The organism is Acetobacter indonesiensis (assembly GCF_000963945.1).
Classification (GTDB): domain Bacteria; phylum Pseudomonadota; class Alphaproteobacteria; order Acetobacterales; family Acetobacteraceae; genus Acetobacter; species Acetobacter indonesiensis.
In genome coordinates this window covers 78,337-103,213 of the sequence record NZ_BAMW01000045.1, presented here as the reverse complement: position 1 = coordinate 103,213, position 24,877 = coordinate 78,337, and the positions used below count along the sequence as shown (strand labels likewise).

24 protein-coding genes and 1 tRNA gene are annotated in these 24,877 nt (G+C 54.1%); 6 read left to right on the top strand and 19 right to left on the bottom strand.

Features of this window, described 5'->3' with window-relative positions; translation table 11 throughout:
- Positions 1 to 5 precede the first annotated feature (5 nt).
- Genes Abin_RS10725 through Abin_RS10695 form a run of 7 tightly spaced genes read right to left on the bottom strand, consistent with a single transcriptional unit; the run spans position 6 to position 7,064 of the window.
- On the bottom strand, positions 6 to 794 hold the full coding sequence (locus Abin_RS10725; RefSeq protein WP_048847068.1) for a TatD family hydrolase: 789 nt from the start codon (positions 792 to 794) through the stop codon (positions 6 to 8).
- An 8-nt stretch (positions 795 to 802) separates the two neighbouring features.
- Positions 803 to 2,347, bottom strand: coding sequence for a methionine--tRNA ligase (gene metG / locus Abin_RS10720; protein ID WP_048846743.1), 1,545 nt, complete (start codon positions 2,345 to 2,347; stop codon positions 803 to 805).
- The gene (locus Abin_RS10715) at positions 2,344 to 3,291 is read right to left on the bottom strand and encodes a DNA polymerase III subunit delta' (RefSeq protein ID WP_048846741.1); all 948 of its coding nucleotides are present in this window, start codon (positions 3,289 to 3,291) and stop codon (positions 2,344 to 2,346) included. The genes metG and Abin_RS10715 overlap by 4 nt, the downstream gene beginning before the upstream one ends.
- Positions 3,292 to 3,294: 3 nt before the next feature.
- A complete protein-coding gene (gene tmk, locus Abin_RS10710; RefSeq protein WP_048846740.1) occupies positions 3,295 to 3,933 on the bottom strand; it encodes a dTMP kinase in 639 nt (212 codons plus the stop codon).
- A gap of 3 nt (positions 3,934 to 3,936) precedes the next feature.
- On the bottom strand, positions 3,937 to 5,163 hold the full coding sequence (locus Abin_RS10705) for a D-alanyl-D-alanine carboxypeptidase family protein (RefSeq protein ID WP_048846738.1): 1,227 nt from the start codon (positions 5,161 to 5,163) through the stop codon (positions 3,937 to 3,939).
- Positions 5,164 to 5,172: 9 nt separating this feature from the next.
- A complete protein-coding gene (locus Abin_RS10700; RefSeq protein WP_048846736.1) occupies positions 5,173 to 6,054 on the bottom strand; it encodes a septal ring lytic transglycosylase RlpA family protein in 882 nt (293 codons plus the stop codon).
- The gene (locus Abin_RS10695) at positions 6,051 to 7,064 is read right to left on the bottom strand and encodes a lytic murein transglycosylase (RefSeq protein ID WP_048847066.1); all 1,014 of its coding nucleotides are present in this window, start codon (positions 7,062 to 7,064) and stop codon (positions 6,051 to 6,053) included. The genes Abin_RS10700 and Abin_RS10695 overlap by 4 nt, the downstream gene beginning before the upstream one ends.
- Positions 7,065 to 7,358: 294 nt before the next feature.
- On the opposite strand from Abin_RS10695, the gene Abin_RS10690 reads away from it, so the two are divergent.
- A complete protein-coding gene (locus Abin_RS10690) occupies positions 7,359 to 7,934 on the top strand; it encodes a DedA family protein (protein WP_048846734.1) in 576 nt (191 codons plus the stop codon).
- Complete coding sequence (locus Abin_RS10685; protein WP_048846732.1) at positions 7,931 to 9,028, top strand: ATP-grasp domain-containing protein; 1,098 nt, start codon at positions 7,931 to 7,933, stop codon at positions 9,026 to 9,028. Before Abin_RS10690 ends, Abin_RS10685 begins: the two co-directional genes overlap by 4 nt.
- A 10-nt stretch (positions 9,029 to 9,038) precedes the next feature.
- Here the strand turns inward: Abin_RS10685 and Abin_RS10680 are convergent, their stop codons facing one another.
- Together Abin_RS10680 and Abin_RS10675 are read right to left on the bottom strand one after the other, a co-directional pair.
- Positions 9,039 to 10,583 carry an amino acid permease gene (locus Abin_RS10680; RefSeq protein ID WP_048846730.1) on the bottom strand — a complete coding sequence of 515 codons (1,545 nt, stop codon included), beginning with the start codon at positions 10,581 to 10,583 and terminating at the stop codon, positions 9,039 to 9,041.
- A gap of 115 nt (positions 10,584 to 10,698) precedes the next feature.
- Positions 10,699 to 11,547 carry an undecaprenyl-diphosphate phosphatase gene (locus Abin_RS10675; RefSeq protein ID WP_048847063.1) on the bottom strand — a complete coding sequence of 283 codons (849 nt, stop codon included), beginning with the start codon at positions 11,545 to 11,547 and terminating at the stop codon, positions 10,699 to 10,701.
- Between the two features lie 118 nt (positions 11,548 to 11,665).
- Between Abin_RS10675 and Abin_RS10670 the strand changes: the two genes are divergently transcribed.
- Both Abin_RS10670 and Abin_RS10665 read left to right on the top strand, forming a co-directional pair.
- Positions 11,666 to 12,124, top strand: a complete 459-nt coding sequence (locus tag Abin_RS10670; protein ID WP_048846729.1) for an MlaD family protein — start codon at positions 11,666 to 11,668, stop codon at positions 12,122 to 12,124.
- Positions 12,125 to 12,234: 110 nt separating this feature from the next.
- Positions 12,235 to 12,309 (top strand) — tRNA-Met (locus Abin_RS10665).
- A 231-nt stretch (positions 12,310 to 12,540) separates the two neighbouring features.
- On the opposite strand, the gene Abin_RS10660 is transcribed toward Abin_RS10665, so the two are convergent.
- Together Abin_RS10660 and prmC are read right to left on the bottom strand one after the other, a co-directional pair.
- A complete protein-coding gene (locus Abin_RS10660; protein ID WP_048846727.1) occupies positions 12,541 to 12,996 on the bottom strand; it encodes a DUF4167 domain-containing protein in 456 nt (151 codons plus the stop codon).
- A 248-nt stretch (positions 12,997 to 13,244) separates the two neighbouring features.
- Complete coding sequence (prmC, locus tag Abin_RS10655) at positions 13,245 to 14,132, bottom strand: peptide chain release factor N(5)-glutamine methyltransferase (protein ID WP_048846725.1); 888 nt, start codon at positions 14,130 to 14,132, stop codon at positions 13,245 to 13,247.
- Between the two features lie 83 nt (positions 14,133 to 14,215).
- On the opposite strand from prmC, the gene Abin_RS10650 reads away from it, so the two are divergent.
- The gene (locus Abin_RS10650) at positions 14,216 to 14,644 is read left to right on the top strand and encodes a hypothetical protein (protein WP_048847061.1); all 429 of its coding nucleotides are present in this window, start codon (positions 14,216 to 14,218) and stop codon (positions 14,642 to 14,644) included.
- A 25-nt stretch (positions 14,645 to 14,669) separates the two neighbouring features.
- On the opposite strand, the gene prfA is transcribed toward Abin_RS10650, so the two are convergent.
- From prfA to Abin_RS10620, 6 genes are all read right to left on the bottom strand, one after another.
- A complete protein-coding gene (gene prfA / locus Abin_RS10645; protein WP_048846723.1) occupies positions 14,670 to 15,728 on the bottom strand; it encodes a peptide chain release factor 1 in 1,059 nt (352 codons plus the stop codon).
- A complete protein-coding gene (gene hisS, locus Abin_RS10640) occupies positions 15,725 to 16,996 on the bottom strand; it encodes a histidine--tRNA ligase (RefSeq protein ID WP_048846721.1) in 1,272 nt (423 codons plus the stop codon). The genes prfA and hisS overlap by 4 nt, the downstream gene beginning before the upstream one ends.
- A 126-nt stretch (positions 16,997 to 17,122) precedes the next feature.
- Complete coding sequence (gene ispG, locus Abin_RS10635) at positions 17,123 to 18,283, bottom strand: flavodoxin-dependent (E)-4-hydroxy-3-methylbut-2-enyl-diphosphate synthase (protein WP_048846718.1); 1,161 nt, start codon at positions 18,281 to 18,283, stop codon at positions 17,123 to 17,125.
- A gap of 131 nt (positions 18,284 to 18,414) precedes the next feature.
- Complete coding sequence (locus Abin_RS10630) at positions 18,415 to 19,746, bottom strand: helix-turn-helix domain-containing protein (RefSeq protein ID WP_052948212.1); 1,332 nt, start codon at positions 19,744 to 19,746, stop codon at positions 18,415 to 18,417.
- The gene (locus Abin_RS10625) at positions 19,739 to 20,824 is read right to left on the bottom strand and encodes an NAD(P)H-dependent flavin oxidoreductase (RefSeq protein ID WP_048846717.1); all 1,086 of its coding nucleotides are present in this window, start codon (positions 20,822 to 20,824) and stop codon (positions 19,739 to 19,741) included. The genes Abin_RS10630 and Abin_RS10625 overlap by 8 nt, the downstream gene beginning before the upstream one ends.
- The gene (locus Abin_RS10620; RefSeq protein ID WP_048847057.1) at positions 20,817 to 22,070 is read right to left on the bottom strand and encodes an aspartate kinase; all 1,254 of its coding nucleotides are present in this window, start codon (positions 22,068 to 22,070) and stop codon (positions 20,817 to 20,819) included. Before Abin_RS10620 ends, Abin_RS10625 begins: the two co-directional genes overlap by 8 nt.
- Before the next feature lie 173 nt (positions 22,071 to 22,243).
- Between Abin_RS10620 and ubiG the strand changes: the two genes are divergently transcribed.
- The gene (ubiG, locus tag Abin_RS10615; RefSeq protein WP_048846715.1) at positions 22,244 to 22,984 is read left to right on the top strand and encodes a bifunctional 2-polyprenyl-6-hydroxyphenol methylase/3-demethylubiquinol 3-O-methyltransferase UbiG; all 741 of its coding nucleotides are present in this window, start codon (positions 22,244 to 22,246) and stop codon (positions 22,982 to 22,984) included.
- A 27-nt stretch (positions 22,985 to 23,011) separates the two neighbouring features.
- Here ubiG and Abin_RS10610 read toward each other — a convergent pair whose 3' ends face one another.
- Both Abin_RS10610 and Abin_RS10605 read right to left on the bottom strand, forming a co-directional pair.
- Positions 23,012 to 24,274 (bottom strand): lactonase family protein, encoded by a 1,263-nt coding sequence (locus Abin_RS10610; RefSeq protein WP_048846712.1) that lies wholly within the window; start codon positions 24,272 to 24,274, stop codon positions 23,012 to 23,014.
- A gap of 37 nt (positions 24,275 to 24,311) precedes the next feature.
- Positions 24,312 to 24,806 carry a DUF2147 domain-containing protein gene (locus Abin_RS10605; protein ID WP_048846710.1) on the bottom strand — a complete coding sequence of 165 codons (495 nt, stop codon included), beginning with the start codon at positions 24,804 to 24,806 and terminating at the stop codon, positions 24,312 to 24,314.
- Between the last annotated feature and the right edge of the window lie 71 nt (positions 24,807 to 24,877).

The window sequence follows — 24,877 nt, the reverse complement described above, 5'->3', positions numbered from 1 at the left end:
CGCGCTTATGCTGCTTTCCGAAAAAGCCGATAAAAATTATCCGTTGTCATACGGGTAAAGTCGTCAGGCGTTTGTCCACGCTCCTGCGCGATGCAAGCGGCTGTATAAGCCACGTAAGCAGGTTCGTTCCGTTTACCCCGGCGCGGAACTGGGGCCAGATAAGGGGAATCGGTTTCAACCAGAATGCGGTCACCCGGCAAATTGCGGGCTACATCCCGAAACTCACCACATTTGGGGAATGTTGAGATACCAGAAAAACTGACATACCCGCCAAGTTCAACCACGCATTCCGCCAAGGCAGCGCTGGATGCAAAACAATGCAACAGAATGGGGAAACTTCCTATTGCTGTCTCTTCGCGTAGAATTTGGGCGATATCCTCATCTGCCTGCCGGGCATGAATGATAATGGGCACATTCAGGTCACGCGCGGCCCCAATATGACGGCGAAAGCTATCCTGCTGAAGCGGCCTTACTCTTTCATCGCCATGAAAGTAATCCAGTCCGCTTTCGCCAATACCAATAACTTCTGGCGCGTTCGCAATATCCACAATGGCTTGCACCGACGGCAGAGGATCTTCCTCCACATGATCGGGATGCGTTCCCACTGTGCACCACACGCGTACATCCGAGCTACTGAAGCGTGTCAGAGCTTTCTGCTCTTCTGCCCGTGCCAAACGCGTCCCGATAGTCACCATCCCGCTGACTCCGGCCTCCTTTGCCGCAGCCAGCAATGTCGGCAGTTCGTCATCTGTAAAATGGTCAAGATGGCAATGGGAGTCGATCAGGCCTGTCATGATTTCATTCATGAAGGATCTGCCACCGGCTCAACATAGCGTGGAAAGATGCCCTGCGGAGCGGGTAAAGTGCGCCCACCAGGCAGCAAGGTTTCGAGAGCCGCAAATGTGCGCTCACTTTCCTCGACACCAAGCTGTGTCAGCATCCGATCCATGCTTTGCGGCATAAACGGCTGAAGCACTGTTGCAATCCCCCGCAAAGTATCCAGCAGAACACGCAGAACGTCTTTCATGCGCTCTTCATCCGTTTTGCGGAGCGCCCAAGGGGCCTGATGGTCAATATACGCATTGCCTGCACGAATGACTTTCCACACGTCTTCCAGCGCGTCTGTCAAAGCACATCGTTCAAGCTGACTGGCCATAAGCTGAGGAAGGACAGAAACCTGCCCTAACAGATGTGCATCGTCTTCAGTCACTGTGCGCCGTTCTGACACGACCCCGCCACAATTTCGGGCCACCAGAGACAAGGTACGCTGGCAAAGATTGCCCAGATCATTCGCCAACTCGACATTGTTCCGGGTAATCAGAGACTTGCGTGACAGATCGCTATCACCGCCAAATGGCACTTCACGCAGCAGGAAGAACCTTACGGCATCCAGACCGAATTCTTTGACCAGATCACGCGGATCAACAACGTTGCCCAAAGACTTGCTCATCTTCTGGCCTTCGATTGTCCACCATCCGTTGGCAAAAATCTTTTTCGGCACATCAATACCAGCTGCCATCAGGAAGGCTGGCCAGTAAATGGCGTGGAAGCGAGCAATATCTTTACCCACCAAGTGCAAGCTGGCGGGCCAAAATGCAGCACGCGGCGCATCAGGGTTCGGGTAATCAAGGGCGCTTAGGTAATTTGCCAAGGCGTCAAACCACACATACATGACGTGGTCGGCATCCCCTGGCACCGGAATACCCCATTTGAAGCTGGTGCGGCTGACAGAAAGGTCTCGCAGCCCCTGCTTCACAAAACTGATGATTTCGCGCTTGGTGCTATTCGGACCGAGAAATTCTGGATGCGCTTCATAAAGCTCAAGCAGCTTATCCTGGAATGCTGACAGCTTGAAGAAATAAGAAGGCTCCTTAACCCAATCGACGGGCGCGCCTGTCGGCGCAACCTTTTTGCCATCAGGCCCGTCAATCAGTTCATCTTCGCTGTAAAAACATTCATCACGCAGGGCATACCACCCTTCGTAAGCCCCAAGATAAATGGCTCCACTATCAGCCACTTTCTGCCACAACGCCTGCGCGCTTTTAATATGACGCGGTTCAGTCGTGCGGATAAAATCGTCATACGAAATGGCCATGGCATCAGCCATGCTACGAAAATCGTCTGAAACGCGATCAGCAAATGCTTTGGGGTCAACACCCGCTGCCTGAGCCGCCTGCTCTACCTTCTGCCCGTGTTCATCAGTACCGGTGAGGAAAAACACATCATCACCTGCAAGGCGATGGAACCGTGCCAGCACATCAGCCGCAATAGACGTATAAGCATGCCCAATATGGGGGGCACCGTTCACATAATAGATTGGGGTGGTGATATAAAAACGGCTGGTCATGCTTTACTCACGAGGGTCATGGCTTCGAGAAGAGTTTCCTGTTTATCCAGATTAAAGCGTTCCGTCTCGGTCTGAAGGCGCATAATGGCCTCCCACGTCTGCGCCAGGCTGGCAGACTGCTTTTGCCCCTGTCGGGCAGAATGACGGGCTTCATTCTGAAGAAAATCAGATAACATACTGAAAAATAAATTAAAACCATCGTCTTTTTTCAGGACGATTTCGGCAATCTGGTATGCCCGACTGGCAGAAACCCCTTTTAGCACTTCTTGGGCCATCCCTGCCATTTTCCCACCGTTATCCACCAGCAAGGCAAAGGCTCGCCCCACTGAACCCTGCGCTCCATCAAGGATGCGCTGCATATCAGCGGGCGTAATATCGGGGATCTGCTTCGCCACAATCCGTTGAAGATCGTGCCCCTCCAAAGATGTCAGATCAAGCTTTCTGCACCGGCTGCGGATGGTCGGCAGTAACCTGCCGGGGGCTGAACTGGTCAGCAGAAGAACTGCTTCTGGGGGTGGTTCTTCCAGAATTTTCAGCAGAGCATTGGCTGCGCTGCGGTTAAGCCACTCGGCTCCATCTACAATAACGACACGCCATCCACCTTCTGCCGCAGTGCGCCGTAGAAAGGCGTTGATAGGCCTGACATCATCCGCAACAATCTCCCCACGGAAGCGCTGACGTTTTTCGTCAAAGCTACGGCTCACAACCAGTAGGTCAGCATGAGTCGCGGCTGAAATCCGCCGCCCCGCAGGGCTTTCTGGGTCCTCGCCCTGCAAAATTATCCGGGCGACACGAAACGCAAAGGTCGCCTTCCCAATACCCGGAGGGCCGGTAATCAGCCATGCGTGCGGCAAGCGCCCTGACGAAAGCGCCGTGCGGAAGGCCTTTAAAGCGGCTTCATGCCCATGCAGATGCAGGGATGAAAGGCGCGGGTCTTCCTGCATGACTTACCCTTGCTGAAGGCGAGAAAGAATAGCTTTTACAATCAGGCTATTCACCTCTTCCGGTGACTGCCCACTTGTGCCGATACGCTTTACACGATCGGGATTGTCGCTCGCTATCTGCTGAAAGCCCGCCAAGACACGGGCATGAAAGCCTTCATCCGATAACTCGTAGCGATCAACCGGGGCTCCACGAGCGGCAAGGCGCACGCGGGCAACCTCACGCGGGGCTTCCAGCAAAAACGTCAGGTCCGGATCAGCCCCCAGTTGCTCCTGCAAGCGGGCAACCAAAGATAATATTTCTGATGCACCATCTGCCCGACCATATGCCTGATAGGCCAACGTCGAATCGGTAAAACGGTCACAAATGACTACTTTCCCAGCAGCTAATGCGGGGGCTATCACCTGATCCACATGGTCAAAGCGCGCCGCGAAATGGGTCAGTATCTCGGATCGCAAAGAGAGAGGGCTTTGACCAAACAACAGAACCTGACGCAGTTCTTCCGCACCGGGAGAGCCCCCTGGTTCGCGCGTAGTGAGCACATCAAGCCCATAGGACGGGAGAACGGAATTCAGCAGTCTCAACTGCGTTGACTTCCCTACTCCCTCACCGCCCTCAAGCGTGACGAATAATCCCCGAACCATGGGTCAGAGATGCAGTCGACGGGCTGCGCGACCAAGCACACCCAAAGCCGGAACATCCTGCCCTACAACCACGGGTACAAGCGCCTGACGCCCTCCGGGCAACAGGACCGTCAACTGCCCCGCTGGCTGACCAGCCTTCAACGGTGCGGCGAGTGGTCCCTGATAATCCAGAGAAACGTGGGTAGAATTACGCCAACCGTGTGGCAGCAGCATCGTGAAGTCCTGTGCCACAACCAGCGGCACCGTCTGGGACTGGCCCATCCAGACCGGAGCCTGCTCCACAACTTCGCCCTTATTCAGGATTTTTGCCGCTTCAAAATTAGCGAATGCCCACCCCATCAGGCGTTCACTTTCACGGGCGCGTACATTCGATGTCGGCATGCCGTTCAGCGCCAGAATAACGCGACGACCTTCCCGTTCAGACGATGCACACAGGCCGAAACCACCGGCATCGGTATGACCGGTCTTCAGACCATCTGCCAGACCTTTGACCACCAGAGCATTCCGGTTTTCCTGACGGATCTTGTTGAAGAAGAACTCTTTTTCCGAGAAATAATGGTAATATTCAGGGAAATCATGAATCAGGCGCAGGGCCAGATAGGCCACGTCACGCGCAGACATGTAATGGTTTTCTGCTGGCCAACCAGTAGCATTCATAAAGTGCGAATTGCTCAGCCCCAGCTTTCCAGCCGTATCATTCATCACAGCAACAAACTGTTCTTCTGACCCGGAAATTCCTTCAGCCAGCACGATGCAGGCATCGTTGCCGGACTGAATAACCATGCCTTGAATCAAATCCTGCACGGGGATGCTCTGGCCCAATGGCACAAACATGCGCGAGCCCTGCATGCGCCATGCTTTTTCGCTGACAGGTAACGCCTGATCCAGCTTCAGGCGGCCTGATTTCAACATGCCAAACGTCACATACGCCGTCATCATCTTGGTCAAAGATGATGGAGGCATCCGCTCGTCTGCAGCTTTTTCCAGCAGGGTCGCGCCACTGTTGTAATCCAGGATACACGCCCAACGCGCAACAGTATCGACAGGCCCAACCGGCGTCATGGCGGGCGCTTCTGGCACGGTGGCAGCAGCAGAAGCCCCTGCGGGCGCAGCAGGCGTTGCAGGGTGTGCGTGTGCACCCGTACGGGCCTTACGCGCAAAAGCGTTCAGGGAATAACCTGTGGAAGCAAGGGCGGCGCCCCCTGCGAGCAGAAACCGGCGAGTATGCACGTTCTTTACCTATTCGACGACGATATGAGATCCGGTTAAACCATCAGCGAGCGAGCGCTTCAGTGCCGCATCCGCCTCGCTTATAGTCGCAAACGGGCCGTGACGCACAGCCCACATTTTTCCCTGCTGCGTGAAAGACGGAACAACGGTTGCTCCCTCCCGCGCGGCTTCTCTCGCTGCGGTGTAGCGAGAGGTAAAGTCTGTTGTTTCAACCCAGAACTGACCACCAACCGGGCTACCCTGCCGCCATTGTGCCGGGAGATCGGGCAATGTCACACCGCCCGCATTGGTTGGTGTCGTGGCTATCGAAGCAGACTGAACAGAGGGGACGGCACGACCAACCCGTGCCCCTGCTACAGGAGCATCCAACTGGGTCTGTGCGACGGTTTCCAGCGGGGCGGTATTGATTTGCAGAACAGGCCCACCGGGCAAGATCTCTGCCAACTGACGGCTGGTATTTTCGTCTTCGACAATACGAACACGGGCCGGGTTTGGTCCTATGCCCAGCAGGTCAGCCGCCTTGCGCGACAGCCCCAGCACGCGACCAACTTCTTTGGGGCCGCGGTCATTCAGCCGGATCGTAACTTCGCGCCCGTTATCCATGTTGAAGACGGTTACCACCGCAGGCAACTGCAACGTGGGGTGGCTGCCGGTCATAGTCATAGCGTCGCGCACCTCACCATCAGCAGTAAGCGGCGAGCTCCCCTTTTCCTCTTTCTGCCGCACAGCAAGGCCTGTCGCCTGGTAGGAAAAATTTTCCCTTGGATAGAACCAGGCATTCCCTACCTGCCATCCACTGCCCACAACATAATGCACCGCAGGTTGCACTTTGGTAACGGGGCGCGAACACGCAACAACCCCCAGGCAACACGCTAAAACAGCTTTTTTCACACTATGGCACTACCAAGAAGACCAACACCGAGGGCATAGAAATCGGACGGGTTATATCGGCGGATCACGTTGAAATTGTGGTAAATCATATAGGCTTCTCCGCCCGGTCCGTCTGGACGGACAATCGCCCCTTCCAACCCAGACCCGACGAAGCTGCCACCCATAACCGGTCTGACGCCCAGCCCTGACCAATACGATGTCGGATGCGTTTGCGTACGGCCAATCTGATTCTGCTCCAGCGTGTCTGGCACCTGAACAGGTTCTCCCCATGGCTCACCATCCTGCCAGTGACACTTGGCCAGATAATTCCCAATGGAGGCGAAGACATCTGCTTCATTATTCCAGATATCGCGACGACCACCGGCCGGGAAACTGGCTGCGTAGCGTTCGTATGCGCTCGGCATAAACTGGGGTTGACCCATAGCGCCTGCATAGCTGCCCAACATGCCTGAGGGAGTAATGTCGCCCTGATTGAGAATTTGGAGCGCCTTGAACAGCTCAGCCCTGAAAAAAGCTGATCGGCGACCGTCATAAGCCAGAGTCGCAAGGGCATCGACCACATGGTACGTACCCATTTTCGTCCCATATGCCGATTCCAGCCCCCAGATTCCGGCAATCACACCCTTATCAACGCCGTAGACTTTGCTGATCTGGTTCAAAAGGCCAGACCGTTGGGAAACCGCAGCCTGCCCGTCAGAGATTTTTTTATCGGTAATGACGCGGTCTTTATATTGTGCCCATGTCAGCGTGAATTCTGGTTGATGTCGATCCGCTTTCAGTACCTTGGCATTTGGCTCGGCTGTCAACGCCAAAGCATCATCCACGATTGAGGCAGACAATCCCTGCTGGATGGCTTCCCGGCGGACACCAGCCAGAAAGGTCGCATAGTCGCCACTCGCGGCAGGTTTGGCTGCGGCTTTATGCAGCGTCTTCGCAACAGATTCTCTGGCAAACACAGGCACCACCAAAGTGGAGACCGCACCACAGACAAGACCTCTTCTTCTCAGCATCATTCACCAGTTCTTACTGTTACTTATTATTAACCTGAGCGGATATAAGCGTATTTACTATCTCCTAAGCTATCTCTTTTTCCATCCCTCGCCCAGCATATGCAGAGCCTCAGGTATGAGTCGTGTCACGCTGTTGCATGAAATCCTCTCAGCTTGACTTTCCGGGCACGAACGCCTGTTTTGATACCCAATATAAGAAGACGCTCTTCTTCAGTTGTCTGCGATATGTCTTGCTCTTCCCAGCCTTGAGCGGCACAGCAGGCCCCTTACTCTTACGTGGACTGTCTTGACTGAATGCCAGATTCTCTGGAGCATTTTCTTGCCACAACAACGGCTTACCCCGCTGTACAGGTTCTGATTGTTATTCTGGCCACCTTCATTCTTGAAGATGCGGCAACAGTGCTGACAGCCATTCAGGTCAAGCTGCACGCATTAGGCCCGATGGAAGCCCTGCTTGCCTTGTATGTGGGCATCGTTCTGGGGGATGTTGGGTTATACGGTCTGGGGTATTTAGCGGCGCGATGGGCTCCTGCTCGACGCTGGGTCAACACGCCAGAACGTGACGTGCAGCGACAGTGGCTTACGCAGAAACTGTTTAAAGTGGTTTTCATCAGCCGCTTTGTGCCCGGCACACGGTTGCCCCTTTATACCGCCTGCGGCTTTTTCAATGCAGGGCTGCGCACCTTTACTCTAGCCACGCTGGCCGCCACCATGATCTGGACAACTGCACTTTTTGCATTGTCACTCCGGGTTGGCGGCTTTCTTCTTGCACATCTTGGAGCCTGGCGTTGGGCTGGCATCCTTGGTTTCGTGCTGGTCATTATCATTATGGGTCGCGTTGCCGCCCACATGCAGAAACAGGTAAAATGACTACGCAGCCTTCTTCCGCTTCCGTACCCGGCACTCTCCCTGACAAAAAGGGGTCTCCGCTATCCAGCTTCGAGTTCTGGCCAGGATGGATTTTTTATACACCAGTCGTAATCTACTGGATCTTGCTGGGTATCCGTTATCGGGATTTCAGCACGCCAACAGCAGCCAATCCCCGGATTGAAACTGGTGGATTATGTGGGGAAAGCAAAAGCGGCATTCTTGATATGGCTGGCACCACTGCGGCGAAATGGATTGCCCCATACACGACCCTTTATACCAGTTCTGATGACACTCAACGCGCGCTCGATACTATGGAGCGCAAAGGGCTGACATTCCCCGTAGTGGTGAAGCCTGACGTAGGGTGCAATGGCACTGGCGTAAAACTGGTGAAAACTGAAGCAGAACTTAACTCTGCTTTAGCGGCTTTCCCGCGCGGGGTTCATCTGGTTATTCAACGCCTGATCCCATACAGGCACGAAGCCGGGCTATTCTATATTCGACACCCCGACAGCCCACACGGCACAATATCGTCCCTGACTTACAAAGATATCCCGGCTTTGGTCGGTAATGGGCACGATACCGTGCTTGACTTACTAAAGCAGGACCCCCGTACAAAATTATTGCTGCATATATACACACCGCGTCTGCAAAGCCGCCTGAACGACGTTCTAGCAGCCGGTGAATCAATCGACCTGGTTTTCACCGGTAACCATTGCAAGGGAGCCATCTTCCGTAATGGTGCGGTCGATATTACGCCCGCTTTGACAGCCCGACTGGATGAAATCATGCAGGATATTCCTGATTTTCATTTTGGCCGGGTGGACGTGAAATTTGATTCAGTTGAGGCTCTGCGCGCCGGAGAAAAGTTTGAAATTATCGAAATCAATGGTGTGGGGTCAGAAGCCACACATATCTGGGATTCCCGAACAACCTTAAAGGAAGCCTATGCCGCACAGTTTCACCACTACGGTGAAACCTTTCGTATCGGCGCAAAAAAGAAGAAAGCAGGGTGGAAATCCAGCGGTTTCTGGCATGGGATACGTCTATGGCGCAGGCAGAAACGCCTACTGGCATCCTATCCCATGAACGACTGAAACCCTTGCATCAGGATGCAGTAGTTGTTGATCCTGTATCCTGAGCCAACCGGGAATGCTTGCGGCCGTAAAAATGGTAACTGGCCCACCCACACACAACATATACTCCCAGCAATGTTGCCGGCACCGGATCGCCCGAGAACAGGGCCATCACGATATCAATAAACAAGGGTGCCGCCATGATGATGCAAAACAGAATACCCAGTAACGGGACGTAACCCAGCCAAATTCCTTTGACCGTAAAGCCGCCCCCGGGCACGCTGAACGTCCGTGGGAAATCTGGGGCCGTATTGCGCACCCAGATAACCGTGAAGCACACAATACCAAAGGCCGTTGCTGTGCCCAGACTGACTAAATCACCAATAATATCAATCGGCAGGGTCGCAGTTGCGATAGCAACTATGATTCCCAGCAAAATGGTACCAATCCACGGTGTTTTATATTTTGGATGAAGGCTGCTGAACACCGGCATAAGCAATCCATCTTCGGCCATTGCGAAGAAGATACGGCTTTGCGCGTATAGCAACCCGAATAGGACGGAACACAACCCGACAACGGCACCAATTTTGACGAAAACGGCCAGCCAAGGCTGATGCATGGCGTTGACAGCTATTGCCAGAGGGTCAGCAACGTCCAGTACCTTCCAAGGCACCACACCGATCAGTACGGCTGCGACAATAATATAAACTGCCGTGCAAATAAGCAGCGACAGAATAATTCCGACCGGAATATCACGCCGTGGATTGCGCGCCTCAGAAGAGGCAGTGGAAACAGCTTCGAACCCGACATAAGCGAAGAAAATAATGGATGCGGCCCGAAAAATGCCTGGCAAACCGTACCGGAACCCACCCTCGTGCGGGGGAATAAAAGGTGTCCAGTAGGATGGGTGAATTTCCCATACTCCCAAGGCTACAAAAACCGCCAACACGCCCACTTTGAGAAAAACAATGGCCGTATTGATACGCAGGGACTCTTTCACCCCGAGGATAAGCAATGCGGTAACAACCAGAATGGACGCCGCCCCCACAGCATCAAGCCGCCCTGCCACCGAGACATTCCTATGCACGCCATCAAGCGCAACCTGCATGGTTGTGGTGCTTAATGCATGAGGAACCTGAACCCCAAAATCCTGTAAAAAACTAACAGCATACCCAGAAAAACCGGCCGCAACCCCGGCGCATGAAATTCCGTATTCAAGCAACAGCAACCAACCAACGCCCCATGCCCATGCCTCGCCCATGGAAACGTACGCGTAGGTATAAGCTGATCCAGAGACGGGCATAGCGGAGGCCAACTCGCCATAGGCAAGCGCTGTAAACAGGCACGCAAGGCCAGCCACCACAAAAGACAACAGGATGGAAGGCCCAGCATAATTGGCAGCGGCTGTTCCCGTCATGACGTAGATGCCGGCACCGATGGTCGAGCCCACACCAAGCATAGTAAGCTGAACAGGCCCTAACGTACGTGTAAGACGCTGCGCCCCGTTCTCCTGCTCGATTCTCTCAAGTGATTTACGGCGAGACCGCCCCGTATCCGGGCAGGATGAAAACCCCATGAGAGCCTGTGTAACCTCCAACACGTCACCAATAGCATTTGTTACGCTACCGGCTCATAAAACACGAATAATTTCTTGCGTTAGGCCGTTCTGGGATCGGCCAATGCTGGTTTCTCTAGCGGCCGAAATGCAGAACCACGGTCGCAATTGCCCCTGCTACCATGCAGTAATAGGCAAATGGAGAAAGCGCCCAGCGATCATGATCGCGAAAATAACGCATCAAAAACGCAGTGCTGGCCAACGCCGTCACACCAGAAATAACTGCCGCAATGAGAGCCAGATGCATCTGGGCAGCATCAATCGGCATGGACCGCATTTTGAAGGCTTCTCTGACGGTTGCCGCGATAATCACTGGTTCGGCCATCAGAAAAGAAAAACGCGCGGCTGTGTCATGCCGTAAACCACGGATCAAACCGCCACAAATTGTGGCACCTGAACGCGAAAACCCCGGGAAAAAGGCAATACACTGAAACAGACCTATAACCACAGCGTCACGCATAGTCATGTCCGCTACAGCCCGAGCCCCAAATCGCCCGCCTGCGCCACGTAGTTTTTCCGCCAGAAGCAGCATTATTCCATTCAGGAAAAGAAAAATTGCAGCCGAAGACGCCGAACCAAACAGGCTCCGCAACAGATGCTCAAAAAGGCCGCCGATAACAACTGCGGGAATGGTCGCCACCACCAACAGAAAAAGGATGTGTAGGCTTTCCATCTGGAGCCGTGGCCCCAGCAGGCCAGCAGCGCCACGCAGCAGGGCTACCCAGTCTTTCCAGAAAAAAATCAGGAGCGCGACGGATGTGCCAAGATGAAGCATGACCAGAAATGGCAGGAAGGTCACGTCATGCAGGTCATAAGACCAATGCAATAAAGCGGGCAGAATAACCGCGTGACCAAGACTGCTGACAGGGAACAACTCTGTTGCCCCTTGCAGAATGGCTATAAAAATCGCCTGAATGAATGACATCGCTACAAAAACCCAGATCTGGCCAGACCAAGCTTGTCCTTGCACCAAGAGCCCGCCTGCTGCAAGCATTCATGACCGTCGTGTTACAGCCACACTGTTAATTGGAGTAAACTGATCAATGATTGGCAAAGGCCGCGCAGGAGCAACTCTGTTCAGCAGCGCCGTGCTTGCAGGCACGCTTGCGTTCGCTCTCTATGCCCGCGCAACACAGACGGCCCCAGGCCAAGATCGGTATGATCTCTCTGCCCGCTTTGTGTCCGCTAACGGGTTAGCCCGTGGTGCAGACGTTGCCATGGCTGGCGTGCCTGTTGGCCGGGTGTCTTCCATCACGCTAGATCCTGTTTCGCAAATGGCTATCGTGAAATTTCGCGTTAATTCTGAACTAAAGCTGCCCGATGACAGCGTTCTGACCATTGGCAGCAGCACTTTGTCCTCTGACAATGCCCTGATGATCGAAGCAGGCCATTCCCACAGCTTTGCTGCGCCCGGCACACTCCTGACCCACACGCTTGAGCCCTCTAGCCTGGAGCAGCAGGTCAGCAATTATATTTTTGGGGGCGGCAATCTCGATCAATAACCCGGCGATATAAGCTTAAAAGCCAAGGCTATGATTTTTTGTAACAAAAAACATGCACAACGCCTTGACGACCCCACCCCACCGAGGGTAGATCAGCACCACCGAACGATGGCGGCGTAGCTCAGCGGTAGAGCAGGGGAATCATAATCCCTTGGTCGGAGGTTCAAATCCTTCCGCCGCTACCATCTTTCCGGAAAATCCAAAAAATAAAGCATTAACATATTTGGTGCTTTATAAATTTTCCGAGCTCGGTTTTACGTGATCATCTCTAAGTTGCACTTTACCACACGCTCTAAGCGTGCAAGCACAAAACTGTGCTTTATTCGCCCGCCCGTAACGCCATTAGACATAATAAAAAACTGAGCACCTTCGTCCATTAAAGGCACAATGATGCTCAGTTTCAAAGTCAGATAAAATCAGCCTTCAGAAAGTTCGGGCTGTGGCTGAATATCGGGCTGTGGTTCCTCACCACGAACAGGCATTTCGCCTTCTTCACCACGCCCCATATCGCTTCCATCTTCTGCTGAAGAAAGACGCTGCTGACGCACAGCCTGACGTTCAGCACGCTCCTGCTGGCTCTGCTGCGCGGCCTGCGCCATGGCATTCATAATACGGAAATAATGTTCAGCGTGCTGAAAATAAGCTTCAGCCGCAACGCGATCCCCTGCCCCGGTCGCATCCCGACCATGCTGAAGATATTTCTCAAAAAGCTGCTGGGCTGTACCGCGCACGCGAACATCCGGGCCGTGACTGTCAAACACATGGTTCCGGTTCATCGGAATCTGACCGTTCAGATGCCGGGAAGAGCCACCACTGCTGCCGCCACCGCCATTTGAGCGATGATTTCTGGTTCGCATGCGTTTTACGTTCATGAGCTATCGCAGCACTTTCATGTTCATGGCATTTCACTTGAAGAAACAGTCGCATTGTTCAAGACGTGTTTCCTGACTGAAGGCCGAATTGTCTGTCGGGACGGGCTTCTGTCCAGCACTGAAAACCATTGCTGAGATAAAGGCCCTCATGGCTTTATTCATACGGCATGGCAAATAAAGGCACATGCCACAACCGGAATAAGCTAGCGGCATATTAGCAATCTGAACGATTAAAGCCAACCAGTTTTTTATGCAGTTTTCTCTGACCTGACCCGCAAAACCACGGCACGCGGCACATCCCCCAGATCTTTACGGATTTCAACGACTTCTACGTTGTTCTGGTCTGCAACTCTCCTGATGTCATCACTCTGATGAACACCAATCTCAAATATCGCAATGCCCTGTTCAGTCAGAAGAAACGGTAACCGCGCGCACAAAACACGGTAAGCCTCCATGCCGTCCTCACCTCCATCCAAGGCCGCCAAAGGTTCATGCTGCCGCACCTCTGGCATCAAGCTCTCCAGATCAGAGGTCGGAATATAGGGGGGGTTGCTTAGGACCACGTCAAAGCGTTGACCCTGCAAGGCATCATCCCACTTGCCAGCAAAGAAAAAAGCTCTTTCAGCCAACCCGCAGAGCATCGCATTTTTTGCCGCCAACTGTGCGGCGGATGGATTGATATCTCCACCAATTCCCCATGCCTGTTCATATTCAGCCAAGGCTGCCAGAAGGAGGCACCCCGTCCCCGTTCCCAGATCAAGCAGAGACAATCTAGCGTTTTTATCCGGGCAATAGTCTAGCAGACAGGACAGCACAGTCTCACTGTCTCCACGCGGAATGAGGGTCGCTGGTGAGACTGCGAGGTCAAGCGTCCAAAACCCCTTAGAACCAGTGATGAACGCCATTGGTTCACGCGCTGCACGACGTTCCAGATAGGACAAAAAAGGTTGCTCGGGCACATAATCCCGCTGGGAAGCGGCAAGAAGCTGTTCGGCGCGCCAGCCTAAGGCATGCGCCATTAACAAACGGGCTTCACGCCGAGGGGACTCTATTTCAGCAGCGGACAAAACCTGTGTTGCATAGGCTAACAAATGCCCCAATGGCTGGCTGGCTTGTTCTTTTTCTGCTCTATTCACTCTCTCGCCTTTGCCTAACAGCGGGACTACCAGACATGAGTTCTTTCTTCAGCCTCAAATACTATGCGCGCGCACTCGTGCCCATGTGTGCAGCCCTTCTTACTGTTTCCATGTCATATGCCACGGCGTGGGCAGGCGAATTTACCGTAACAGACGGAAAAGCCGATTCAGAAATCTCGGAGGTCTCCCGTGTCTATATAGACGGTAAACTGGCCGCTATTTTTCGACTGGATGATAAAAACCGGGAAAAAACCGTAAGGATCACAACGCCAGTCGGGCGTCTGGACCACACTTACACTTTATGTGGCGAAATCACCATTCGAACGCCCGAAGGACGCGTAGAAACTCACGAAGTCAGCAACGATGGCACGTTGCATAATCCTGATCACCATCACCTGTATGCGCTCGGTTCAAACAACTTTACCGAGTTTTTTTTGATGGACCCGGATGATGAAACGGTTGCGGACCATCATCCAACCCATTCAAACGTGTGTTCAATGCCTGTTAGCTAAACCGCCTCAGCCCAAACAACAATATTTAGAACCCTTCTGCTGCCAACAGTTCAGCCTGTTCTTCCTGTGTTAAGGCATCCACAAACTCATCAATTTCACCCAGCATGATACGGTCAATTTTATAGAGCGTCAGATTGACACGATGGTCTGTCACGCGGCCCTGAGGAAAATTATAGGTCCGAATACGTTCAGACCGATCCCCCGTCCCTACCTGAGATTTACGGTCGGCCGCACGCGTAGCATGTGCCTGCGCACGTTCACGTTCGTATAAGCGAGCCCGCAGAATTTTCATGGCCTTGGCGCGGTTCTTATGCTGGCTTTTCTCTTCCTGCATAGCCACCACGATACCGGTCGGTAAATGCGTGATGCGCACCGCACTTTCGGTCTTGTTCACATGCTGACCACCAGCACCAGAGGCCCGATAAACGTCTATGCGCAAATCGCCTTCATCAACTGTTACGTCAACTTCCTCGGCTTCTGGCAAAACGGCAACGGTGACTGTGGATGTGTGAATACGGCCCTGGCTTTCTGTCGCCGGCACACGTTGCACGCGATGTACGCCAGATTCATATTTCAAACGCGCAAAAACGCCTTTGCCGGTAATTTCGGCAATACCTTCGCGTAGTCCGCCCAGTTCGCTTTCATCATAATCCATGATGGAAAAGCGCCAGCCCCGAACATCAGCATACCGACGGTAAAGGTCGAATAACTCTGATGCGAAAAGCCCTGCTTCATCCCCACCCGCTGCGGGGCGTATTTCAAGAATAGCACTCCGCTCATCCGCAGCATCGCGCGGCAGCATGGCCAGACGCACATCCTGCCGAAGGTTCGGCAGACGGTCGTTCAGATCTGCCAGTTCAACTTCTGCCAGATCCTTCATTTCCGGGTCAGCCAGAAGGGCTTCAGCTTGCTGCGCCTCCTGCTCGGCTGACCGCAGAGCGTTAATGCGGGCAACCAGAGGTTCTATTTCGGCATATTCACGGGAGGCCTGCGTAAAGGCCTCCCCACTAACGCCACTTGCCAGTTGCGCTTCAAGTTCAAGCGCCCGGCTGACAATTCTGTCCAGCCGTTCATCCAAAGTCATTGCGCGACTGTTCCACCAACACCAGCAAAAATAGCTTGTGCATCGGACAGAAGACGGTCGAGAGAAACTTCTGCCTCTTGACCATTTTCCATATGTTTGACGCGGAATGCTCCTTTGGCCAGTTCATCCTCACCTACGAAAATGACGTGGCTGGCGTTCTGCTTCCCGGCCCGCTCCATACGTTTACGCAAAGAACCACGATAACCGATTTCAACCCGGATACCCTGTCGCCGCAAGCCCTGCAAAATCTGGAATAAGGCTGTTTCGTCAGGGGACCCAACCGGGACAATCACAACAGAACGCGGTGCGGGCGGAGCCGCTTCAAGCAACATGGATAGCCGCTCGACCCCGGCAGCCCAGCCAATGGACGGCACTTCCGGGCCACCCATCTGCTGCACCAATCCATCATAGCGCCCGCCCGCCATAACTGTGCCCTGAGACCCCAGCTTGCTGGTTACAAATTCAAATGTCGTATGGTTGTAGTAATCCAGCCCGCGCACAATGCTTGTGTTGACTTTATAGTCAATCCCAAAGCCATCCAGCGTGCGACGCAAATCATCCCAGAATGTCCGGGATTCTGGTGTCAAAAACTCTTCCATCATCGGAGCATCTGCGACAAGGGCGCGGTCTCCCGCATCCTTACTATCGAGAATACGAAGCGGATTTTTCTCCAGCCGCACCTGACTGTCTTCTGACAAACGGGCTTTATAACCAGAGAAATAAGACACCAGCGCAGCGCGCCACGCATCGCGGCTGGCAGTATCCCCCAGAGTATTCAACTCAAGCGTAACGTGTTCCGCGACGCCCAATGTTTTCAGCACCTGAAACCCCAAGGCGATGGCTTCTGCATCTGCCAGTGGCTCAGCAGCCCCCATCAGTTCCGCACCAATCTGGTGAAACTGACGATAGCGTCCCTTCTGCGGCCGTTCATGCCGGAACATCGGCCCGGCATAAAACACTTTCTGGGGCAAGGACTGGGTCAGGCCATTTGTAACCAAGGCACGGCAGATCGCGGCCGTTCCTTCGGGGCGCAAAGTCAGGCTTTCACCGTCTCGGTCACTGAAAGAGTACATTTCCTTAGACACGACATCTGACGTGTCGCCCAGCGAGCGCGAAAATACTTTCGTGTCTTCAAAAATGGGGGTGGACCATTCATCAAACCCGTAAAGACCTGCAATATGGCGTGCTGTTGAAACAACATGCGTATAACGCCGCTGTTCTTCGCCAATAAGGTCGTGTGTTCCTCTTACGGGTTGAATGGTGCTCACGGATCTTTTCCCGATCATACAGCCAGTAGGCGTCACTTACCGCCCACAGTAGCTTTCTTCTGTTTTTACTTAAAAACCGACAAGGCAGTGTGGCTGCTACTGTCAGCAACCCACACTGCACAGGGCTTATTTAGCGGAAGACATTTCCGGCAGTTCTTCAGCTTTGCCTTCTGCCTTCGCCTTGGCTTCTTCCGCCTGAATGGCAGCCACGCGGGCTTCCACCAGTTCGACCACATGCTCAATCATGTCTGCGCCAGGCACGGTATGATCCTGCTTGCCAGCGGAATAAACCATGTGACGGCCTGAACCGCCGCCCGTCACACCCAGATCTGTCATCAAGGCTTCACCCGGACCATTTACCACGCACCCAATGATAGAGAGTGTCAGCGGTGTCTTGATATGAGCCAGACGATCTTCAAGGGTCTGAACCGTTTCAACCACGTTGAACCCCTGACGCGCACAAGACGGGCAGGAAATGATTTTCACACCACGATGACGCAGCCCGAGGGATTTAAGAATATCCCAACCAACCAGCACTTCTTCTTCCGGGGCAGCAGACAGTGACACACGCATGGTGTCACCCACACCCGCCCACAGCAGATTACCCAGACCGATGGACGATTTTACAGTACCCGCGCGCTTACTACCGGCTTCCGTAATGCCGATATGCAGCGGGTAATCACATGCATCCGCCAGTTGCTGATAGGCTGCAACAGCCATGAACACGTCTGACGCCTTAACGCTGATCTTGAATTCCCGGAAATCGTGATCTTCCAGAATTTTAGCGTGCTCAAGCGCACTTTCTACCAGCGCTTCGGGGTTGGGCTCCCCATATTTTTCCAGCAGATGCTTTTCAAGAGAACCAGCATTCACGCCGATGCGGATTGAACAGCCATAATCCTTGGCGGCGTTCACCACTTCTTTAACGCGTTCGGCGCTCCCGATGTTACCCGGATTGATACGCAGGCAGGCAGCACCTGCTTTAGCCGCCTCAATCGCGCGCTTATAGTGGAAGTGAATATCGGCCACGATAGGCACATTCACTTCGCGCACAATCTCTTCCAGCGCCTTCGTGCTTTCTTCATCCGGGCAGGATACACGGACAATATCGACACCAGCCAGTTCAGCCCGGCGGATCTGCTCGATCGTGGCCTGGGCATCACTGGTCAGGGTGTTGGTCATGGTCTGGACAGAAATCGGCGCATCCCCACCGACGGCTACCTTGCCGACATGGATCTTCCGTGATTTCCGACGCTCGATATATTGGTAAGGCCGGTAGCCACTCATCTTACATCCTTTTGTCGAGACGACAGTTAGTCAGGCAAACCGCTGAAAGCAGCGCGGCCTACCCAGTATGTTTTATGCTTCCTGCCAAAATCAATGCGTGTTGGCTACATGAAAGCGCGTAATAGAGGCATTCAATGCCCACCCAGCCCCTGTAACTGGCGGGCGTTGAGGTCATCCGCACTGGTTTCTGGCGGCGGAGAGGGCTTGCGCCGTCGCACTGGCGCAACAGGCTGCGATGAAGCCACTACCGGTGCATTCTCCTGCACGACACCCCCCTGCTCGGCAGTGTGAGATTCAGACTGGCCCGGCACTGTAGGTTCGACTGTCGGTGCTGGAGCATTTTCTGCTTTTTTTGCGTCCAGCTTCTCTAACTGGGGGCTGCCTTCACCTGTGGGCTGTGATGATGGCGCGACTACTGATGCTGACGGCGCACCGGCAAGACTACCATCTCGAACCGCATCAGCAGTCAAAACCAGCTTTCGTCTTACAGCCCCATTACGGCCAAGATGCGGCGTTGTGATAGCACCAGCACTCACGCTGACGCCACCAGCATTCCCAACTGTCAAACTATACGGGCTATTTTCCTTAGGCACCGCCCATGTATCACCCGGCTGCATAATGTGGTCATAAACCACCTTGCCTGCACTATCTTTAACCTGAACCCAGCTTGCTGCATCTGCTTTCAAGGCAAGCTGGTCGGCATCCACAGCCGGTGCAACGTCATGACCAGCAATGTTAGCAGAGCCGTCCGGATTAACTCCTCCTGACTGTTGCATGTCATTAGATGCAGGTTTGGTGAAGTCAGGCGAGGATGCCAAGGGATCAACCGGCGCAGCAGACTGCCCCGGCGCGTCGGAATTTGCCGCAGCCGCTGCCGGTGCTACTGGCGGCGCTGGCCGCGGAGTGGGTGGAGGCGACGTACCAGCCCCCGGCAAAATGGAGGCCACCTGTGGTGACGGCGCGTTGGCTGTTTTCTCACCGGGGATAATATCGGCCACCGGCGGCACATGTTCTGGCACAGGCGGGGCATGACCAATGAAATGATACCAACCTGCATAGGCAGCAACAATCACGGCCAAACCCAATGAAACGCTGACGCCGGGCGGGATTCGCCTATCGGGTGGTGGCGCAGGAAATGTCAATTCCGGCTTCCGACTACTTCCTTTCCCCTCGCGTTTATAGCGTGAAACCACATCTTCCGGTCTGAAACCCAGTGCTTCGGCATAGGTGCGCAGAAAACCAAGGGCGTACGCTTCTGCCGGGAATACACCCGCCCGACCGCTTTCCAGTGCTTCCAGATAAGGTTCCCGAATACGCAGCCATGCCGCAACCTGCGGCAACGTCCAGCCAAGCTGTTCCCGGCGCATACGCAAAGCAGGTCCCACGCCTACACTGCCCACGTCAGGCAGGGTATCAGTCGGGGCAGGTTTTTCCTGCTCAGGAATGGAACCGGTATCAGCCATCAGCTTCCATACGCCGCTGCTGGCGCACAAGCGCCACGACAGCCTGCTCAACAAGGTCCGCAATAATTTCAGCCACGGGCTGAACAGCTTTTACCATACCGACAGACTGACCCGCCATGACAGAGCCGTTTTCAACATCTCCATCAATGACGGCACGACGCAGCGCACCAGCCCAGAAATGTTCAATTTCAAGCTGTGCCTCTTCTTTTGAAACAGCGCCGCTCTGAAAACGACGGATGACATCAGCCTGATGTGCCAAAAACCGGCTACTGCCTTCATTCGCAAGTCCACGAACGGGAATAACCGGGAACTGTTCATCCAGCTGTACGGATGTAACAGCGTCACGCGCATTTGCTCTTACAAATGCGTTCTTGAATTTTTCGTGAGCAATACTTTCAGCCGCAGCCGCGAACCGCGTTCCGAGCTGAGCCCCCGATGCCCCTAATTCAAGATAGGACACAAGCGCATCCCCACGACCAAGACCACCCGCGACAAAAACAGGCACCTGATCAATATGCGGCAGAATTTCCTGCGCCAACACTGTCAGAGAAACCGGGCCGATATGACCGCCAGCTTCCGCGCCTTCAATTACCAGCGCATCCACACCCATTTTGATCAGCCGTTTAGCCAGCACCAAAGCGGGAGCAAAGGCTATAACTTTTGCCCCGCCCTCTTTGGCGGCCTTAATCGCTGCACCGGGCGGTATGCCCCCAGCCAGAACAATATGGCCAACCCCAGCCTGAAGGCAGACGTCCACCAACTCGGAAAGCTGGGGGTGCATGGTAATCAGATTCACACCAAACGGGCGATCAGTCAGGGCGCGTGTCGCGGCAATTTCTTCGGCCAGACGCTCGGGCTGCATTGCGCCGCAGGCTATGACACCAAATCCACCCGCATTAGAAATTGCGGAGACGAGATGACGTTCACTGACCCATGACATCGCACCGCCAAGAATGGCGTACTGGGTACCTAAGAAATCTGTTCCCCGCTTGCAGAGCCCCTGCAGACGCTTGAGCGCCCGCTCCCGTTCGGCCTGTGTTGGCTCCGCCGTGAAATCGCGCTCCATGGTTTCAGACATTATCCAGCCCATAAGCTGTGTGAAGCGCACGGACTGCAAGTTCGGCATATTCTGCGGCGACCAGAACAGAAACCTTGATTTCGCTGGTTGAAATCACCTGAATATTGATCGACCGCTCAGACAATGTGCGGAACATGGTGCTGGCAACCCCGGCGTGTGACCGCATGCCTGACCCCACCACACTGATTTTCACCACGTCTGCATCAGTCACCAGTTCTTCATACTGAACGGCTTCGCGCACGGCTTCCAGCGTGCTGATAGCGCGGGGCAGATCGGTTTTGCTGGTGGTGAAGGTCATGTTTGTTGTGCCATCCGCGCCGGTGCTTTGCACAATCATGTCCACATTCACGTTGGCTTCGCTCAGCGGGCCAAAAATCGCAGCCGCAATCCCCGGACGGTCAGGAATACGCCTTACCGACAATTTGGCTTCATCACGAGAATACGCAATGCCGGTAACCAGTTTCTTTTCCACTATCTCGTCCTCATCCACCACCAGAGACCCGGGAAGATCGCCCTCAACCAGAGCGGGTCCATCTACAAAGCTTGACAGTACCTGCACGCGCACGCCCTGCCGCATGGCCAGACCGACGCTACGCGTCTGAAGCACTTTTGCCCCAACCGATGCCAGTTCAAGCATTTCTTCATACGTGATTTTTTCGAGCTTACGCGCCTTGGTAACAATGCGTGGATCTGTCGTATAGATTCCATCCACATCGGTATAGATATCACACCGATCCGCCTTAATGGCAGCAGCCAATGCGACGGCTGACGTATCCGAACCACCGCGGCCCAGGGTCGTAATCCGTTCGTCCGGGCCTACACCCTGAAAGCCTGCCACCACAGGCACCACGCCTTCTGCCATGCTGCCGAGCAGACGTGCACCATCAATGGTGTCAAGGCTGGCTTTACCATGTGCCGAATCTGTACGGATTGGCACCTGCCACCCGGCCCATGATCGGGCAGGCACACCAAGCTTCTGTAACGCAATAGCCAACAGCCCGCTGGTAACCTGCTCACCGGTTGCGACAATCGAGTCGTATTCGCGTGCATCGTGCAGGTCAGAAAGGGCGTTGCAGTAACCGACCAGCTTGTTGGTTTCCCCTGCCATGGCAGAGACAACAACCAGTACGTCGCAACCAGCATCTTTCTGTTTCTTGACACGCTCGGCCACGGCCTTAATGCGCTCAAGATCCCCCACGGATGTTCCGCCAAACTTCATGACGATCCGAGGCACGGAACCGGGCATAATTTTTTCTCCACCAGACAGGCCGTAAACAGACCGCTTTTCAGCCCTCACGCTCGCCCCGCATGCATAAAAGACGCAAAAGGACGTTGCGAAGCTTCACAAGGCGCGTCACATACCCTTCCCGGCCCCCTCTCGTCCAGCGGGGGAGATCAGCAGGAAAGGAATTTTGTTCCATGCATCCCTCCAGCCGAGACGCTGCGTCCTCCGTTTCTCCGGAAGAAATTGCCCGCTTTGGGGCACTGGCTGACAAATGGTGGGACCCTTCCGGCCCAATGCGTCCCCTGCACGCCATGAACGAACTTCGCATCAACTGGACCAATGGTCACCTTCCGCTACGCGGCCGCACAAGCCGTCGCGTGCGGGTGCTTGATATCGGGTGCGGCGCTGGCCTTGCCAGTGAGGCCTTGGCCAAGTCCGGGCATGATGTGTTGGGACTGGATGCTTCCCCTGACGGCATTGAAGCTGCCCGCCTCCACCTTGACCATCAGCCCTTGCCAGATGGGTCTGGACCACTGACCTACCGTGTTGGCAGCGCCGAAGAACTAGTGGAAGAAAAAGCCCGGTTTGATGCTGTGATTGCGTTAGAAATTATAGAGCATGTCACTGATCCTGAAAGATTTATGTGCATGCTGGCCGATCTGGTAGAACCGGGTGGCACGGTCATTGTTTCCACAATGAACCGCACGCTGAAATCACTCGCAATCGGTAAAATTGGGGCGGAATATATTCTGCGCCTGCTGCCTGTCGGCACGCATGAGTGGCGTAAATTTATCACCCCGGCTGAACTGGGCCGCTATGCCCGTCAGGCGGGCCTGACAATTACCGCCATTGCGGGCATGACGCCGGGGCTGAACGGCTGGAAAGAAAGCCGTAATCTGGACGTCAATTACATTGCAGCGTTCAGAAAAAGCTGAGTCTATTTGATCGATGTCTTTCCTGCGTCAGGCTGACGCAGGAATGTGCAAAAATTCAAAGCAGGTGGGGCTACCGATTGGGGTGAAGTCCCACGTAAAGCTGATTTTGCCTGTCGTTTTATCAACACGGAATGAGGTAATGGAATCGCTCCGCTGGTTTGCAACATACAGATAGCTGCCAGACGGATCGAACATAAGTGACCGACCATAATCAGCATGCGTCCAGATTTCATCAACCAGTGTCAGGCCACCATCCTTGGCAACCTGAAACACTGCCAACGAATCCCCCAATCGGTTTGAAACATATAAAAACCGTTCGTCTGGAGACAGCAGGATCCCCGCAGCCAAGGTGCTGCCACGGAAATGGGCTGTCACGCTGCTGACAGTCTGCACGGGGGATATTTTGCCACTTTGTGGGTCAAAATCCGCGACAACCACCTTTGAGTCCTGTTCACACAGCAGATAAAGCTTATGCCCTTCTGACCCGAACTGAAAATGACGGGGGGCGGAACCGGGCGTCATGGTCGTAAATGGAACAGCCGCAGGCGTCAGTTTGCCGGTCGTGAGATTGATGGTCCAGACGTAGACGCGGTCCAACCCTGCATCCATGACCAGAACGAATTTTCCCGTTGGGTCAGCTTTCACCATATGCGGATGAGCAGATGAATGATCACTGACGGCAAAATTACCCGGCGGATTATCCGCTGCACGGTCTGGCATACGTGGACCAGTGTTGTGAATCAGATCGGTCATCCGACCAAGTGAGCCATCCGCCTGCACATGAATGACGCCTACAGTTCCGCCCGTGTAGTTGGCCACCAGCACATATCGCCCGGAAGGGTGAACGCTAAGGTGCGCAGGGTCGGCCCCTCCTGACTCCACAGTGTTCAGCTTGGTCAAAGCGCCCGTACTATGATCTATGGAAAAGGCCGTGACGGCCCCGCTATGCGCTGTATTGAAATCATTGATTTCACTGACGGCGTATAGAAACCGCTTATCGGGTGAGAGCACGATGTAAGACGGGCTGGCAATATCCGTAAACGTCATCAGGTTAGTCAGCACACCTGTTTTCTGATCCATCTCGAAAACAGTAATACCTTCTCCATTCCCGCCGGGCGGACCATGCTGGGTATAACCACCCACATAACAGAACGTCCGCCCTGACGGTTTCTGATCGTCCTGCGCAGGTGCTTTGGCTGTGTCATCGGCAGCGTAGGCTGGGAATGTTACCGTTACGGCACCTGCCAGACTACCCAGACCGAACAGACGGCGGGAGAACGTATGTGTCATGAACAATCGCCTTGTTATTCTTAATTTTATAGAAGGCCTAATGCGGCATCTTGCAGACAGGACCGAGTGTGCCGGTATAGCGCGTCCATGTCTGTGTTTCCCCAAACAGTGGCAACCCAATGTAACCGCGCAATTTTAGAACATCTTTACGCGGGGACCAGATTTGCGACTGGTAGATATGCCCTGTGTCAGGGTCCAGAATTTTGCCATGCCAGCGTCCGTTATCGTCTGAAGATGGTCGAAACTCGGTCAACATCAGCAGGTTACATTCGGACTTACCGTTCTTATCACGCGGGACATCGGTACCCTCATATTGAAGCCCGACCAGATGCCCGCAGACTGTGTCGCCACATCGTCCAATCAGAAAAACGCCATCGTGCCCCTGACTAAGCCAATACCCCATAAAATCGTCATCTGGTGCTTTGTCTGCCGCACGAACTACTGCCGGCACAAGAAGCATAGCGCACATCAGGATGGGATAAAGAAATGCCGCAAGCCACCTGTTTTTTTTGCTCACCCTTCTCTTCTCCATCCTGAAACAGTCTGACCGACTGACTTTCTCTATTATATTCGGCGGGCCAGACCACACGGCACACTCCAAAT

Coding starts and splice junctions, on each gene's coding strand:
- Abin_RS10725 (WP_048847068.1), bottom strand. CDS start 794: ATGACAGGCCTGATCGACTCCCATTGCCATCTTGACCATTTTACAGAT.
- metG (WP_048846743.1), bottom strand. CDS start 2,347: ATGACCAGCCGTTTTTATATCACCACCCCAATCTATTATGTGAACGGT.
- Abin_RS10715 (WP_048846741.1), bottom strand. CDS start 3,291: ATGCAGGAAGACCCGCGCCTTTCATCCCTGCATCTGCATGGGCATGAA.
- tmk (WP_048846740.1), bottom strand. CDS start 3,933: ATGGTTCGGGGATTATTCGTCACGCTTGAGGGCGGTGAGGGAGTAGGG.
- Abin_RS10695 (WP_048847066.1), bottom strand. CDS start 7,064: ATGCTGAGAAGAAGAGGTCTTGTCTGTGGTGCGGTCTCCACTTTGGTG.
- Abin_RS10690 (WP_048846734.1), top strand. CDS start 7,359: ATGCCAGATTCTCTGGAGCATTTTCTTGCCACAACAACGGCTTACCCC.
- Abin_RS10685 (WP_048846732.1), top strand. CDS start 7,931: ATGACTACGCAGCCTTCTTCCGCTTCCGTACCCGGCACTCTCCCTGAC.
- Abin_RS10680 (WP_048846730.1), bottom strand. CDS start 10,583: ATGGGGTTTTCATCCTGCCCGGATACGGGGCGGTCTCGCCGTAAATCA.
- Abin_RS10675 (WP_048847063.1), bottom strand. CDS start 11,547: ATGTCATTCATTCAGGCGATTTTTATAGCCATTCTGCAAGGGGCAACA.
- Abin_RS10670 (WP_048846729.1), top strand. CDS start 11,666: ATGATTGGCAAAGGCCGCGCAGGAGCAACTCTGTTCAGCAGCGCCGTG.
- Abin_RS10660 (WP_048846727.1), bottom strand. CDS start 12,996: ATGAACGTAAAACGCATGCGAACCAGAAATCATCGCTCAAATGGCGGT.
- Abin_RS10650 (WP_048847061.1), top strand. CDS start 14,216: ATGTGTGCAGCCCTTCTTACTGTTTCCATGTCATATGCCACGGCGTGG.
- prfA (WP_048846723.1), bottom strand. CDS start 15,728: ATGACTTTGGATGAACGGCTGGACAGAATTGTCAGCCGGGCGCTTGAA.
- ispG (WP_048846718.1), bottom strand. CDS start 18,283: ATGAGTGGCTACCGGCCTTACCAATATATCGAGCGTCGGAAATCACGG.
- Abin_RS10630 (WP_052948212.1), bottom strand. CDS start 19,746: ATGGCTGATACCGGTTCCATTCCTGAGCAGGAAAAACCTGCCCCGACT.
- Abin_RS10625 (WP_048846717.1), bottom strand. CDS start 20,824: ATGTCTGAAACCATGGAGCGCGATTTCACGGCGGAGCCAACACAGGCC.
- Abin_RS10620 (WP_048847057.1), bottom strand. CDS start 22,070: ATGCCCGGTTCCGTGCCTCGGATCGTCATGAAGTTTGGCGGAACATCC.
- ubiG (WP_048846715.1), top strand. CDS start 22,244: ATGCATCCCTCCAGCCGAGACGCTGCGTCCTCCGTTTCTCCGGAAGAA.
- Abin_RS10610 (WP_048846712.1), bottom strand. CDS start 24,274: ATGACACATACGTTCTCCCGCCGTCTGTTCGGTCTGGGTAGTCTGGCA.
- Abin_RS10605 (WP_048846710.1), bottom strand. CDS start 24,806: ATGGAGAAGAGAAGGGTGAGCAAAAAAAACAGGTGGCTTGCGGCATTT.